The 14186-nt window shown below is 72.2% G+C and carries 15 protein-coding genes and 1 riboswitch; of the genes, 1 reads left to right on the forward strand and 14 read right to left on the reverse strand.

All coding sequences use genetic code 11. The annotated features are described in order from the left end of the window. Positions 1-65: 65 nt before the first annotated feature. A riboswitch (TPP riboswitch) is annotated at positions 66-171 on the reverse strand. Positions 172-207: 36 nt separating this feature from the next. The 6 genes from rlmN to rpsB form a co-directional block, all read right to left on the reverse strand. Continuing rightward, positions 208-1314, reverse strand: a complete 1107-nt coding sequence (gene rlmN, locus ACZ4V6_RS28325; RefSeq protein ID WP_467832964.1) for a dual-specificity RNA methyltransferase RlmN — start codon at positions 1312-1314, stop codon at positions 208-210. Between the two features lie 308 nt (positions 1315-1622). Then, on the reverse strand, positions 1623-2780 hold the full coding sequence (locus ACZ4V6_RS28330; RefSeq protein ID WP_467832966.1) for a phosphatidate cytidylyltransferase: 1158 nt from the start codon (positions 2778-2780) through the stop codon (positions 1623-1625). Then, positions 2780-3337: a ribosome recycling factor gene (frr, locus tag ACZ4V6_RS28335; RefSeq protein ID WP_467832969.1), complete on the reverse strand. Its 558-nt coding sequence runs from the start codon at positions 3335-3337 to the stop codon at positions 2780-2782. The genes ACZ4V6_RS28330 and frr overlap by 1 nt, the downstream gene beginning before the upstream one ends. A 180-nt stretch (positions 3338-3517) precedes the next feature. Then, positions 3518-4276, reverse strand: coding sequence for a UMP kinase (pyrH, locus tag ACZ4V6_RS28340; protein WP_467832972.1), 759 nt, complete (start codon positions 4274-4276; stop codon positions 3518-3520). A gap of 202 nt (positions 4277-4478) precedes the next feature. Next, complete coding sequence (tsf, locus tag ACZ4V6_RS28345) at positions 4479-5315, reverse strand: translation elongation factor Ts (RefSeq protein WP_467832974.1); 837 nt, start codon at positions 5313-5315, stop codon at positions 4479-4481. A 95-nt stretch (positions 5316-5410) separates the two neighbouring features. Continuing rightward, positions 5411-6295 carry a 30S ribosomal protein S2 gene (gene rpsB, locus ACZ4V6_RS28350; protein WP_467832976.1) on the reverse strand — a complete coding sequence of 295 codons (885 nt, stop codon included), beginning with the start codon at positions 6293-6295 and terminating at the stop codon, positions 5411-5413. Positions 6296-6606: 311 nt separating this feature from the next. On the opposite strand from rpsB, the gene ACZ4V6_RS28355 reads away from it, so the two are divergent. After that, positions 6607-7275: a M23 family metallopeptidase gene (locus ACZ4V6_RS28355; RefSeq protein ID WP_467833150.1), complete on the forward strand. Its 669-nt coding sequence runs from the start codon at positions 6607-6609 to the stop codon at positions 7273-7275. A 63-nt stretch (positions 7276-7338) separates the two neighbouring features. On the opposite strand, the gene ACZ4V6_RS28360 is transcribed toward ACZ4V6_RS28355, so the two are convergent. The 8 genes from ACZ4V6_RS28360 to lepB form a co-directional block, all read right to left on the reverse strand. Then, complete coding sequence (locus ACZ4V6_RS28360) at positions 7339-7896, reverse strand: TetR/AcrR family transcriptional regulator (protein ID WP_467833155.1); 558 nt, start codon at positions 7894-7896, stop codon at positions 7339-7341. Positions 7897-8023: 127 nt separating this feature from the next. Beyond that, positions 8024-8866: an RNA polymerase sigma factor WhiG gene (whiG, locus tag ACZ4V6_RS28365; RefSeq protein ID WP_351016594.1), complete on the reverse strand. Its 843-nt coding sequence runs from the start codon at positions 8864-8866 to the stop codon at positions 8024-8026. 285 nt (positions 8867-9151) lie between these two features. After that, positions 9152-10309: a DNA-processing protein DprA gene (dprA, locus tag ACZ4V6_RS28370; RefSeq protein WP_467833159.1), complete on the reverse strand. Its 1158-nt coding sequence runs from the start codon at positions 10307-10309 to the stop codon at positions 9152-9154. A gap of 116 nt (positions 10310-10425) precedes the next feature. Next, positions 10426-12051 (reverse strand): YifB family Mg chelatase-like AAA ATPase, encoded by a 1626-nt coding sequence (locus ACZ4V6_RS28375; RefSeq protein WP_467832980.1) that lies wholly within the window; start codon positions 12049-12051, stop codon positions 10426-10428. Further along, entirely contained in the window at positions 12051-12413 is a 363-nt protein-coding gene (locus tag ACZ4V6_RS28380) for a YraN family protein (protein WP_467832983.1), read from the reverse strand. Before ACZ4V6_RS28380 ends, ACZ4V6_RS28375 begins: the two co-directional genes overlap by 1 nt. 88 nt (positions 12414-12501) lie before the next feature. Beyond that, the gene (locus ACZ4V6_RS28385; protein ID WP_003965949.1) at positions 12502-12810 is read right to left on the reverse strand and encodes a DUF2469 domain-containing protein; all 309 of its coding nucleotides are present in this window, start codon (positions 12808-12810) and stop codon (positions 12502-12504) included. Between the two features lie 56 nt (positions 12811-12866). Beyond that, a complete protein-coding gene (locus ACZ4V6_RS28390) occupies positions 12867-13388 on the reverse strand; it encodes an NUDIX hydrolase (protein ID WP_467832987.1) in 522 nt (173 codons plus the stop codon). Further along, positions 13378-14154 (reverse strand): signal peptidase I, encoded by a 777-nt coding sequence (gene lepB / locus ACZ4V6_RS28395; protein ID WP_467832990.1) that lies wholly within the window; start codon positions 14152-14154, stop codon positions 13378-13380. Before lepB ends, ACZ4V6_RS28390 begins: the two co-directional genes overlap by 11 nt. Between the last annotated feature and the right edge of the window lie 32 nt (positions 14155-14186).

Here is a 14186-nt window from a genome sequence, read left to right on the forward strand (position 1 = left end):
GGTCACCAGGAGAAGACGCGGCCCTGCCCGGGACCCCTGACGAGGTCCCGGGCAGGGCGCAACAGCTCGAGTGATGACCGATCTCCCTACCCAGAATGACCTGGGCCAGGTTCGGAGGGTCTGCGGCCGGTGCCGCACTCTCAGCGCTGTGGCGCTCCCCTGTCGGAATATGAAGATGTCTGAAAACGAGGACGTACGCCGGTCAGATTACCGCTCGCTCGCGGCGAGCTGACCACACGCCCCGTCGATCTCCTGTCCACGGGTGTCCCGGATGGTCACCGGCACACCGTGCGCCTCGATCGCCGCGACGAACGCCTTCTCGTCCTCGGGCCGCGAGGCGGTCCACTTCGAGCCCGGCGTCGGGTTGAGCGGGATGAGGTTGACGTGCACCGGCTTGCCCTTGAGCAGCCGTCCGAGCCGGTCGCCGCGCCACGCCTGGTCGTTGATGTCGCGGATCAGCGCGTACTCGATGGACAGCCGGCGACCGGACTTCGCCGCGTACTCGAAGCCGGCGTCGAGGACCTCGCGCACCTTCCACCGCGTGTTCACGGGGACGAGGGTGTCGCGCAGCTCGTCGTCGGGGGCGTGCAGGGAGATGGCGAGGCGGCACTTGAAGCCCTCGTCGGCGAACCGGTGGATCGCCGGGACCAGACCGACCGTGGAGACGGTGATGCCGCGCTGGGACAGTCCCAGCCCGTCGGGCTCGGGATCGGTGAGGCGGCGGATGGCTCCGACGACCCGGTTGTAGTTGGCGAGGGGCTCGCCCATGCCCATGAAGACGATGTTGCTCAGCCGCGCGGGGCCGCCGGGGACCTCGCCGTCCCTGAGCGCCCGCATGCCGTCGACGATCTGGTGCACGATCTCGGCGGTGGACAGGTTCCGGTCCAGCCCGGCCTGTCCGGTGGCGCAGAAGGGGCAGTTCATGCCGCAGCCCGCCTGGGAGCTGATGCACATGGTCACCCGGTCCGGGTAGCGCATGAGCACGGACTCGACGAGCGTCCCGTCGAACAGCTTCCACAGCGTCTTGCGGGTGGTGCCCTGGTCGGTCGACAGGTGCCGGACGACCGACATCAGGTCGGGCAGCAGCGCGTCCCGCAGCCCCTGGCGCGAACCGGCGGGGATGTCGGTCCACTGCTCGGGGTCGTGGGCGTACCGCGCGAAGTAGTGCTGCGAGAGCTGCTTCGCGCGGAACGGCTTCTCACCGATCGCGGCGACGGCCTCCTTGCGCTCGGCGGGCGTGAGATCGGCGAGATGCCTCGGCGGCTTCTTGGCTCCGCGCGGGGCGACGAATGTGAGTTCTCCGGGCTTAGGCATGACCTTCCCAGTGTCGCAGATCCACCGGGATGGCCCGGCCGCCCTCGGAACAGGCCCGTGATCAGGACGACCACGTCGCTCACATAGGTTTTCGTGCGGTACCACGCCCCGCAGTACCGCCGCGGCCGACGCCGGCCCTTCTGGCCGGGGAGCGCCTCGCACCGGCGGCAGGGCGGCTCCCCGTGGTACCTGCCGTCGTCCCCCAGCCCCGCCCGTGCCCTGAGGGGACCCTGGGCCCCGGCGTCCGACAAGCGACCGGGCCCTCGTCCCGCAGGAGGACGAGGGCCCGGCGCGGTCGTGCGCGAGGGTCAGCCCGAGCCGACGAAGATCACCAGCAGCAGCCACACCACCGGCGCCGTCGGCAGGAGAGAGTCCAGGCGGTCCATGATGCCGCCGTGGCCCGGCAGCAGCGTGCCCATGTCCTTGATGCCCAGGTCCCGCTTGATCATGGACTCGCCGAGGTCGCCCAGCGTGGCGCTGACCGCGACCGCGAGACCCAGCAGCAGGCCCTGCCACCAGGAACCGCCGTCGATCAGGAACTGCATGCACAGCGCGCCCGCCGCCATCGCGAAGGCCACCGCTCCGAGCAGGCCCTCACGGGTCTTGCCGGGGCTGATGCGCGGGGCGAGCTTGGTCCTGCCGAAGCGCCAGCCGACGGCGTACGCGCCGGTGTCGCTGACGACCGTCAGCAGCAGGAAGGTCAGGACGCGCCAGGGGCCGTCGTCGGCCGCCAGCATCATGGCGACGAACGTGGCCAGGAAGGGTACGTAGAAGGCCGCGAACAGGCCCGCCGTGACGTCCTTGAGGTAGCCCTCCGGCGGTTCGGTCATCCGCCACACGAGGACCGCCAGCGCCGTGAGCGCCATGACGACCCACGCGCCCTCGGCTCCGCGCACGTACCCGGCGACGACCATCGCCGCGCCGCCGGTCGCGAGCGGCACGAGGGGCGCCTTGATGTCCTTGCGCTCCTGGAGCCGCGTGGTCAGCTCCCACAGACCCACCACGACGGCTATCGCGATGACACCGACGAAGACGGCCTTGACGACGAACAGCGACGCGATGATCACCGCGCCGAGCCCGACGCCGACCCCTATCGCGGCGCCCAGGTCGCGCCCCGCGCTCTTCTTCTGCGGCTGCGGCTGCGCCGGCTGCTGGGCGTCGGGCATGGGCTCCGGATTCTGCGGCACCGCCGCATACGGCTGCGCCGACGGGGTCTCGCCGCGATACGTGTCGTCGCGGAACGGCTCGTCTCGGAACAGGGGGCCGCTCAGCCGAGCGGCCCCCTGGTCGCCATCCTGGTCTCCGCCGTGTTCGGGTACGTCGGGCACGATGGGCATGGGGCGAGTCTGCTGCGCGTTGTGCGCATCGTACGCGGGACCCGCCGGGGCCGTCCCCTGGGCAGGACCCTGGTCGGACGGCCCCCAGTACCCGGCTTGTGGCGGCGCTCCCCAGGAAGAGTCGTTCATCAGACCTCGAGCAGTTCGGCTTCCTTGTGCTTCAGGAGCTCGTCCACCTGGGCGACGTACTTGGCCGTGGTGTCGTCGAGCTCCTTCTCCGCGCGGCGGCCCTCGTCCTCGCCGACCTCGCCGTCCTTGACCATCTTGTCGATGGTGTCCTTGGCCTTGCGGCGCACGGAGCGGATGGACACCTTGGCGTCCTCGGCCTTGCCCTTGGCGACCTTGATGTAGTCGCGGCGGCGCTCCTCGGTGAGCTCGGGGAACACCACCCGGATGATGTTGCCGTCGTTGCTGGGGTTGACGCCCAGGTCGGAGTCGCGGATCGCCTGCTCGATGTTGCGCAGGGCGCTCTTGTCGAACGGCGTCACCACGGCCATGCGCGGCTCGGGCACGGAGAACGAGGCCAGCTGGTTGATCGGCGTCAGCGCGCCGTAGTAGTCGGCCACGATCTTGTTGAACATCGCCGGGTGCGCACGGCCGGTGCGGATCGCGGCGAAGTCCTCCTTGGCGACCACGACGGCCTTCTCCATCTTCTCCTCGGCCTCGAGGAGGGTCTCTTCGATCACCACTTGCTCCTGCGTGTCTTGAGTAGGCCCGGCGGCGGATCCTGTCGGAGCCGGGCCGGCTGCGTCGCGTCTTCTTCCTGCACGGTTCCCGACCGGCGGGACATTGTCCATCCCCCGGCCCGGCCCCGTCCCGTCCGTCCCCCGGACAGGTGGCGTCCGCGGGCAGGGGGTGTTCTTTGGTCAGTCCCGGTTTCCTTGGTCACCCACCAGCGTGCCGATCTTCTCACCCTTGACGGCGCGGGCGATATTGCCCTCCTTCAGCAGTTCGAAGACCACGATCGGGAGGTCGTTGTCGCGGCAGAGGGTGATGGCCGTGGCGTCGGCGACCTTCAGGTCGCGGGTGATGACCTCGCCGTAGCCGAGCGCGTCGAACTTCACGGCGTCCGGGTTGGTCTTCGGGTCGGAGTCGTAGACCCCGTCCACGCCGTTCTTGCCCATGAGCAGCGCCTCGGCGTCGATCTCGAGGGCGCGCTGGGCGGCGGTGGTGTCGGTGGAGAAGTACGGCATGCCCATGCCGGCGCCGAAGATGACCACGCGGCCCTTCTCCAGGTGACGCACGGCGCGCAGCGGGATGTAGGGCTCGGCGACCTGGCCCATGGTGATGGCGGTCTGCACGCGGCAGTCGACGCCCTCCTTCTCCAGGAAGTCCTGGAGGGCCAGGCAGTTCATCACGGTGCCGAGCATGCCCATGTAGTCGGAGCGGGCGCGGTCCATGCCGCGCACCTGCAGTTCGGCGCCGCGGAAGAAGTTGCCGCCGCCGATGACGACGGCGATCTGCGCTCCGTCGCGGACGACGGCTGCGATCTCACGGGCGATGGCGTGCACCACGTCGGGGTCGACGCCCAGGCCCCCACCGCCGGAGAATGCCTCTCCGGACAGCTTCAGCATGAAGCGGCCGCGTACTTTGCCGTCGTCGCTCTTCTCGGCCTTGGTGGTCATGGAGATCTCGCCTCTTTTACGTGGTTCACACATACGAAGGAGGCCATTGCCGGTGGATGGTTCGCATCCCGTGCGCGGCAATGGCCTCCTCGTCAGTTCTGCTGTCGTCCGCCGCCACGCGCGTCTGCCCGGAGGCGGACGGCGGCGGCACGGACGACTGCTGTCGACCCTACCGGGGTCGCGCGTCCGTCGCGGTACGGACTCAGATGCCGACCTTGATGCGCGTGAAGCGCTTCAGGGTGACACCGGCCTCGTCCAGCACCTTCTGGACGGACTTCTTGTTGTCGAGCGCGTAGGGCTGGCCCAGCAGCGTGGCGTCCTTGAAGAAGCCGTTGAGGCGACCCTCGACGATCTTCGGCAGGGCGGCCTCGGGCTTGCCCTCGGCGCGGGTGGTCTCCTCGGCGACGCGGCGCTCGGACTCGACGACCTCGGCCGGGACGTCCTCCTTGGAGAGGTACTTCGGCGCGAAGGCGGCGATGTGCTGGGCGACGCCCTTGGCGATCTCGGCGTTCGGCTTGTCCAGCTCGACGAGGACACCGATCTGCGGGGGCAGGTCGGGCATCGTGCGGTGCATGTACGCGGTCACGAAGCCGCCGGAGAACTGCGCGAAGCGGTCCAGGACGATCTTCTCGCCGAGGTTGGCGTTGGCCTCGTCCACGAACGCCTGGACGGTCTTGCCGGGCTCGATCTCGGAGGCGAGCAGGGCCTCGATGTCGGCCGGGGAGGCCTTGGCGACGTGCTCGGCGATGGCCGTGGCGACGTTCTGGAACTTCTCGCCCTTGGCGACGAAGTCCGTCTCGCACTTCAGCTCGACGAGGACGCCCGAGGTGTTGTCGTCGGCGATGATCGAGACGACGGCGCCGTTCTCGGCAGAGCGGCCCTCGCGCTTGGCGACGCCCTTCTGGCCCTTGATGCGGAGCGCCTCGACGGCCTTCTCGACGTTGCCCTCGGCCTCGTCCAGCGCCTTCTTGCAGTCCATCATGCCGGCGCCGGTGAGCTCACGAAGCTTCTTGACGTCGGCGGCGGTGTAGTTCGCCATGATTCCGGAATCTCTCTCGAAGTCTGAGGATCTACGGGCCGGACGGCGGGGACTGGTGTGGTCCCCGCCGTCCGGCACCCGAAGGTGGTGAGGGGTCAGGCCTGCTCGGCGTCCGCGGCAGGGGCCTCGGCGGCGGCCTCGGCTGCAGGGGCCTCGGCAGCGGCCTCGGCCGGAGCCTCGGCGGGCTTCTCCGCCTCGTCGGCCTTCTTCTCGCCCTCGAGCAGGTCACGCTCCCACGCGGCCAGCGGCTCGCCCGCGGCCTTGTCGCCCTTGCCCTCGGTGGCGGCACCGGAGCGGGCGATGAGGCCCTCGGCGACGGCGTCGGCGATCACACGGGTGAGCAGGGTGACGGAACGGATCGCGTCGTCGTTGCCCGGGATCTTGTAGTCGACCTCGTCGGGGTCGCAGTTGGTGTCGAGGATGGCGACGACCGGGATGTTGAGCTTCCGGGCCTCGCCGACCGCGATGTGCTCCTTCTTGGTGTCCACGATCCAGACGGCGCTGGGCACCTTCTGCATCTCGCGGATACCGCCGAGGGTCTTCTCCAGCTTGGCCTTCTCGCGGGAGAGGACCAGCAGCTCCTTCTTGGTGAGGCCGGAGGCGGCCACGTCCTCGAAGTCGATCTGCTCGAGCTCCTTCAGGCGCTGCAGGCGCTTGTAGACGGTCGAGAAGTTGGTGAGCATGCCGCCCAGCCAGCGCTGGTTGACGTAGGGCATGCCGACGCGGGTGGCCTGCTCGGCGATGGCCTCCTGCGCCTGCTTCTTCGTGCCGACGAACATGACCGTGCCGCCGTGGGCGACGGTCTCCTTGACGAACTCGTAGGCGCGGTCGATGTACGACAGCGACTGGAGCAGGTCGATGATGTAGATGCCGTTGCGCTCGGTGAAGATGAAGCGCTTCATCTTCGGGTTCCAGCGACGGGTCTGGTGACCGAAGTGGACGCCGCTCTCCAGCAGCTCCCGCATCGTGACGACGGCCATGGCCGTATCTCCTTGATTTTCTCGGTTGTGCCGCGGAAGCCGGACGGCTCCCGCGCCTGACGCCCGCGATGCGCCGTGCCACTGGGGACCGAGGGGCGCTGCCACGAGCCTGGGGCTTCGTGTCGGGGCGTGCGAAGTCGACCCGGTCACCCGGGTCGCCATCAGAAGTGTACGGGACCCGAGGGGCGACGGGTGACGCAGCTGTCCACAATCGGCGAGTGGTCCACAGGTCCGGGCGGCGGGCGGCCCCGGTGCGGGACGGTTCCCGTATGCGAGCGAGGCGATGTGCGGGTGTGTGTGCGTGGGTGGCGATGCTGCCGGCCGTCATGGCCCCGGGGCCGCCGCGACCGGAGCGGCCGGCACCGCCGGTGACGCCGGCGGCGGTCTCCGTGGCGGCCCCCCGGCGGGATCCGGGCCCCGCAGTGCCGGCCGTCGCCCGGTTCTGGCCGGTCGGCACCCGGCCCACGGTCCTGCGGGGCTGGGAGCCCCCGGCGACGCCGTACGGCCCGGGGCACCGCGGCGTGGATCTCGCCGTGCCGGCCGGGGCCCCGGCGCGGGCGGTCGCCGCGGGGAGGGTGTCCTTCGCGGGGCGGGTCGCGGGCAGGGGCGTCGTCTCGCTGGAACTGACGGGGACGGGCGGTCCGCCGCTGCGGACGACGTACGAGCCGGTGCGGGCGTCGGTGCACGAGGGCGACGAGGTCGCCGCGGGCGAGCCGCTGGGCACGGTGGAGCCGACGGGGCCCCACTGCTCGGCGTGTCTGCACTGGGGAGTGCTGAGAGGAGACGTCTACCTGAACCCGCTCGCGCTGCTGCCGCCGTGGCTGCTCGGTGCGGGCCCGTCGAGACTGCTGCCGGTGCTGGGAGTCCCCCTCCCCACCGGACCGCGGCCACAGGCGCCTGCCCCGTGCCCGAACGGGCCCGGAAGGTGCTCCGAGGAAGGTGAGGCCGGGCACCGCGGTCCCTCCGGAGCGGCCCCGTGACGCACGATCGCACCCGGCCGGGACGCGCCGCCGGGCGCCCGGTGCGCGCCGGGTCCCGGGCGGTCAGCCCCGGACGCCTCGCAGCGCCATGGAGACGGCCGCCTCCGTGATCACCGCCGGCTCCTCGGCCGCACCGAGCTCGATCCGCCGCACCGCCGCGTCCACGACTCCCTGGAGCAGCATCGCCGCCAGCCGCGGCTGTCCGTGTCCCATCTCGCCCAGCGCCTCGACGATCATCGCGACCAGGCCGCCGTGCGCCGCCCGGATCTTCTCGCGGGCGCCGGCGTCCAGTTCGCTCGCGGAGATGGCCACCACGGCCCGGTGCCGCCGGTCCCCGACCAGGTCGAGCTGCCGGCGCACATACGCCTCGATCTTGCCCTCGGGTGTCGTCTCACGCTCCATCGCCGCCTCGACCTCCTCGGCCCAGACGGGGAAGTCGACGGCGCACAGCTCCTCGACGACCGCCGCACGCGACCGGAAGTACTCGTAGACGGACGAACGGGCAAGCCCCGTCCGCTCGGCGAGGGCGGGGAAGGTCAGCGCCTCCGTCCCGCCGTCGGACAGCAGGGAGCGTGCCGCGTCCAGCAGGGCGGCACGCTGCATCGACCGGTGCTCGGCCACGGAGGCCGCTCGAATCCTTGGCACGTCACCACTTTACGGAGGCGTTCGCCCGTACGGGAGTCACCCACCCGGCCGCGTACCCGCGGCCCCGGCCGTCGGCGCGGTCGGACGGGGGCCGCGGGGCAGGTCAGCGGCCGAACGCCGCCAGCTTCGCACGCAGCTGCAGTACGGACTTGGTGTGGATCTGGCTGACCCTGCTCTCGGTCACGCCCAGCACGTTGCCGATCTCGGCGAGGGTGAGCCCCTCGTAGTAGTACAGGGTGACGACGGTCTTCTCCCGTTCGGGCAACGTGTTGATCGCCCGCGCCAGGAACCGCCGCAGTTCCCGGTCCTCGGCGACCTCCACCGGGTTGTCGGCGGCCGTGTCCTCCAGGGTGTCCATGAGGCTGAGCCGGCCCCCGCCCTCGCCCCCGGCGTGCAGCAGCTCCTCCAGGGCCACGACGTTGGCCAGCGACAACTGGCTGAAGACCGCATGGAGGTCCTCCACCGCGATCCCCATCTCGCCGGCCACCTCGCCCTCCGACGGGGTCCGCCGCAGCCGCGCCTCCAGCGTCGCGTAGGCCCGCTCCACGCTCCGCGCCTTCTGCCGCACGGAGCGCGGGATCCAGTCCAGCGCGCGCAGCTCGTCGATCATCGCGCCCCGGATCCGGGTGATCGCGTACGTCTCGAACTTGATCTCCCGGTCGACGTCGAACTTCTCGATGGCGTCGATCAGCCCGAACACCCCGGAGGAGACGAAGTCCGCCTGCTCGACGTTGGGCGGGAGTCCCACGCTCACCCGGCCCGCCACGTACTTCACCAGGGGCGAGTAGTGCAGGATCAGCTGTTCCCGCAGCCGCTCGTCCCCCGTCGCCTTGTACGACCGCCACAGCTCGTCGAGCGTCGAGGGGGCGGGCGGTCGCACGCTGCCACCGTCGCGGGCGGCTGGGGGGAGCGCCGCCCGGTCGGACCCGGAGGTGTGCTGGGGCATTCGTCGCCTTGTGCCGTTCTGCCGTGATGTGGTGTGCCTGGGGTGAGGCCGTCGGTCTGCTGTCTGGTTGTCGCCGTTGTCGCCTGTCCGCGCGGGGGGCATCGTGAGCGTAGCGTGACTGGGCTGTCGCGGTGTGCGAAGGACGGCCGGGGGGTCGTACGCAGATACGTTCCGCTGGACGCCCCACAGGGGGGACGCCGATCGCTCAGCGTGGTCATTCGAGTCCCCCAACTGCGGGAATCCCCAAGGGCATCGGGCTTCCCCCGGACGGACGAACACGCTCGGTCAGCACGGGCTCCGGCCGCCACGGACCGAGATCATCGCCTGGCGTGTCAACTTCCAGCCGTCGCCATGTCGTTCGACGTAACCCAGTGCTCGAAGCTCGTACAGTCTCGCGACCGCGTCGTCCTCGGTGGTCTGTGCGCGGCGCGCGACGTCGGCCGCCACCGCCGTCCCCCGCGCCGGGAGCCCGGCCAGCACCTGCCGGGCCCGGGGTTCCAGCAGGTCGGTGGGCAGCACCGGGCCCCGCCGGTCGGGGGCCAGCTCGCCCATGTCGCCGACCAGTTCGACGACCTCCGCGGCGTCGGTGACGAGTACGGCGTCGCCGCGCAGCAGCTCGTGCACCCCCGCGGAGAGCCCGCTGGTGGCCGGCCCGGGCACCCCCATGGTGTGCCGGCCCAGACGCTGCGCCGCCCGCGCCGTGACCAGCGAGCCGCTGCGCAGGGCTGCCTCGACGACGACGGTGCCCCGGGTGAGCGCGGCGATCACGCGGTTGCGCAGGACGAATCTGCTCGGTGTCGGGTGATCGCCCGGCGGCAGCTCCCCGACGACCAGCCCCTGCTCCGCGATCCTGGTGATCAGCCGGGTGTGCCCGGGCGGGTAGGGGCGGTCGACGCCGCAGGCGAGGACGGCCGCGGTGGCGCCGCCCGCGCCGAGGGCACCCCGGTGGGCGGCGCCGTCGACGCCGTAGGCTCCGCCGGACACCACGACCCAGCCGCGTTCGGCGAGGCCGGCGGCGAGGGCTGCCGCCATGTGGGCGCCGTACTCGGTGCAGGCGCGGGCGCCCACGACCGCCACCGACCGCAGCGCCCACATGCGCAGGCTGGGCCGGCCGCGCACCCACAGTCCGAGGGGCCGTGCGTCCCCCAGGTCGTCGAGTTGCCGGGGCCATTCGGCACCGCCGGGCACCACGAACCGCACCCCGGCCGTCCGGGCGGCGGCGAGGTCCCCGGACGGGTCGGCCCGAGCGGCCCGCGCGCAGAGCCCGGCCCACCGTTTTCCGCTCACCCCCGGCAGGGCGCGCCCGCCCTCCCGCAGCCGCCGCACCACCTCCGCGGCCCCGCGCTCCCGCACCCACCGTCCGCCGGTCTCGTCGCCGGGCTCGAGGACCCGGGTGAGGAAGACCCGTCCGAGCAGCTCGCCCTCCACGGCCTCGCCGCCCACCCGTTCCCCCCGGCCCGCGCCGCCCTCGCCGGCCCCCGTGCTCCCGCCGCCGTTCCCGACCACGCCGTCGTCCTCCCGGCCGGCCCAGCCGCTCCCGGCCGCCCCCTCTCCCCCGGTCACGTCAGTGTCCCCAGTTCCATGGGAACGCCGCGCGGCACCCCCGTGCGGAGCTGGAGCGCCAGGGCGACGTCCCTCGCGTCGGGCCGGTCGTGGCCGACGAGGTCCGCGACGGTCCAGGCCACGCGCAGGACCCGGTCGAGGCCCCGTGCGGTGAGCGCACCCCGTTCGAGGCAGCGTTCCGCGTCGTCCAGCGCGCCGGGTGCGGGGTGCCAGCGGCTGCGCAGCTCCCGTCCGGGCACCTCGCTGTTCGAGCGCCACGGAGTGCCGGCGAGGCGGGCGGCGGCCCGTTCACGCGCCCCGCGCACCCGGTCGGCGACCGTCGCGGTGGAGTCGCCCCGGGCGCCGTGCCCCGCGAGCTGCCTGCGCGTGACCCGGTCCACCTCGACGCGGAGGTCGACCCGGTCGAGCAGCGGGCCGGACAGTCTGGCCTGGTAGCGGCGGATCGACGCGGGCGAGCACTCGCACAGGTCGTCCTTCCGCGAGAAGCGCCCGCACGGACAGGGATTGGCGGCCAGCACCATCAGGAAGCGCGCCGGGAACCGCACCACGCCCGCGCTGCGCGCGATGACGACGTGCCCGGACTCCAGCGGCTGGCGCAGCGCGTCGAGGGCATGGCTGCTGAACTCGGGGGTCTCGTCGAGGAACAGGACGCCTCGGTGCGCGAGCGACACGGCGCCGGGCCGGCCCACGCCGGGGCCGCCGCCGACGAGGGCCTGCATCGTGGCGGAGTGGTGCGGCGCGCAGTAGGGGGCGACGTCGATGAGGGGTTTGCCCGGCGGCAGCAGGCCCGCCACCGAGTGCACCGCGGTGACCTCCAGCGACGCCTCCCGGTCCAGCCGGGGCAGGACGGCGGGCAGCCGCTCGGCGAGCATGGTCTTGCCGGCACCGGGCGGCCCCTCCAGGAAGAGGTGGTGTCCGCCGGCCGCCGCGACCTCCACCGCCGTACGGGCCGAGGTCTGGCCGACGACGTCGGCGAGGTCGTGGCCGTGGTCGTGCTGGGCCGCGCCCGAGCCGGGCATCCCCGTGGCCGCGCCCGTGCCGGGCACGCGCAGGCCGGCCATGAGCGGGTCGGGTCCGCCCCGCCGGTCCTGGTCCTCCTCCGGCACGGGTTCGTCGGCGAGGACGGCGATCAGCTGGCGCAGGCTGCGCACGCCGAGGACGGAGACGCCGGGCACCAGGGACGCCTCGGCGGCGGCGCACTCGGGCACGACCACCTGCTCGTACCCGGCCTCCGCCGCGGCCAGGACCGCCGGCAGGATGCCGCGCACCGGCCGCACCCGTCCGTCCAGGCCCAGCTCGCCGATCATCAGGATGTCGGCCAGCATCCGCGGATCGATCCGCTCGGCCGCGCCGAGCACGGCTGCCGCGACCGCGAGGTCGAAGCCGCTGCCGCTCTTGGGCACCGAGGCCGGGCTGAGCCCCACCGTCAGCTTCTTCTGCGGCCACTGGGCGCCCGAGTTCACCACCGCCGCCCGGACCCGGTCCCGGCTCTCGGTCAGGCTCTTGTCCGGCAACCCCACCAGCGTGAAGGCCGCCACGCCCGGTTCGAGGTCGGCCTGGACCTCGACCACCACGCCTTCGACGCCGACCAGCGCCACGGAGCACGTACGCGCGAACCCCATCACGCCACCCCCCGCGCGTGCTCGACGACGGGCGCGCCGCGCCGCGGCAGGAGCACGCCCACCAGGTCGATGCGGACGCCGCCGGGCGGGGCTCCCCCGTGGGCCTGGATCCAGCGCTCGGCGAGCCGGTGCAGCCGCTCCGCCTTGTCGGGGGTCACCGCGGCCATCGGGTGCTCGAAAGCGCCGCCCCTGCGGGTCTTGACCTCGCAGACGACCAGGACGTCCCCGTCCCGGGCGACGATGTCGATCTCACCCGTCCTGCCGCAGCGCCAGTTGCGTTCCAGGACCGTCAGTCCGGCCTCACCCAGCCGGCGGGCGGCGAGCGTCTCGCCGTACCTGCCCAGCGCACCTCGTGCGTTCATGTCGGCACCACCTCCGGCGCCAACGATCACGCAGACGTGACGGTCCCGTGACACACGGTGAACTACTCACCGGTTGTGGAAAACTCCGTCACCCGCCGGGAAGCTCCAGGTCGCTCTTGTTGAGCTCCTCGATGTTCACGTCCTTGAACGTCAACACCCGTACCTGCTTCACGAAGCGGGCCGGTCGGTACATGTCCCACACCCAGGCATCGGCCATGGAGACCTCGAAGAACACCTCGCCCTGGACCGAGTGCACCTGCATCTCGTAGTCGTTGGTGAGGTAGAAGCGCCGCTCGGTCTCGATCACGTATTTGAACAGACCGACGACATCGCGGTACTCCCGGTAGAGCTTGAGCTCCATCTCGGTCTCGTACTTCTCGAGGTCCTCGGCGCTCATGGCATGTTCCCCTTCAGCCGTGCGATCCCCCCATTGTGCGCCAGTCCCGTGCTCCCCTAGACGATTTCGGTGTCCAGGATCACCGGTCCGGCCGGGGGACCTTCGTCGAGCAGCGTGCGCAGCAGCTCGGCGAGTCTGGTCGGATACACCGTCTCATGTGCGCGGGCCAGTTCCCGACACGTCCACCAGCGCGCTCCGGCGACGCTGCGCCGCTCCAGCTCGGTCAGGCCGGCGGCCTCGATCGTGGTCTGGGCGGTGCGGGCCAGGTAGTACCACTCGTCCTGGTCCCAGCGGCGGCCCGCGAACAGGAAGGAGCACCGGCGCCGCCACAGCACGGGGCCGAGTTCGATGTCGGTGATGCCGGTCTCCTCCTCGAGTTCCCGCCGGGCGGCCTCCTCGCGGGTCTCGTCGCCCTCCACGCCGCCGCCGGGGGTGAACCACCAGTCGTCGGCCGGGTCGTCCGGTTCGTGGCCGTGCAGCAGCAGGATGCGGTCCTCGGGGTCGAGCAGCACCACCCGGGCGACCTTGCGCAGCCCGCCCTCGTAGGTCTCCCGGCCCGCCGGCGCCTCAGCGGCCACCGGTGGGCTCCGTCCCGGCCCGGGCGCGGGAGGCGGCGGCCCGCTTGGCGATCGGGCCGTACGCGGCGCCGCCGAGGATCAGGACGGCTCCGGCGATCACCAGTGCGACGACCGTGCGCAGCGGGCCCGGCGAGGAGAGGCCGCCCAGCGTCTCGAAGCCCGTCGGCCGCTCCAGCATGCCGTTCATGGGCCACACCACGGCGTCCACGCGGGCGTCCACGGCGCCGTGCGACACCGTGCCGCCCGCCGCGTCGGTGAGGTGGGCGGTGGAGTCCACGGAGTTGTCGCGCTCGTCGCCGAGCAGGAACAGGCGTCCCTCGGGGACGGTCACGGTCGGGAAGGCACTGATCTCGGCCGGCGTGCCGGCGGGCAGGTAGGGCTCGTCGATCGCCTTGCCGTTGACCTTGAGCCTGCCCTCCTGGCAGCAGGAGACGGTGTCCCCGCCGACGGCGACCACGCGCTTGACCATGGGGGCGTCGGCCCAGGTCGCGTCCTTGAAGACGACGACGTCGCCGCGGCGGACGTCCGTGCCGTCGATCCGCTGCGCGAGCACCCGGTCACCGGCGTGGATCGTCGGCGTCATGGAGCTGGTCGGCACGGTGTAGGGCCGGTAGACCACCGCTCCCCAGGCGAACCCGCCGAGGAACAGCACCAGGCCCAGCGCCACGGCGATGCCGGACAGCCGCTGCCCGGCCCTGCCGGCCGCCGGGGCCTTGCTCGCGCCGCCGCCGTGCGGGGCCGTACGTGTCGTGCTCTCGCCACCCATGGATCCGCACCCTACCGGGCGGTACCCGAACG

The organism is Streptomyces sp. NPDC029152 (genome assembly GCF_055564355.1).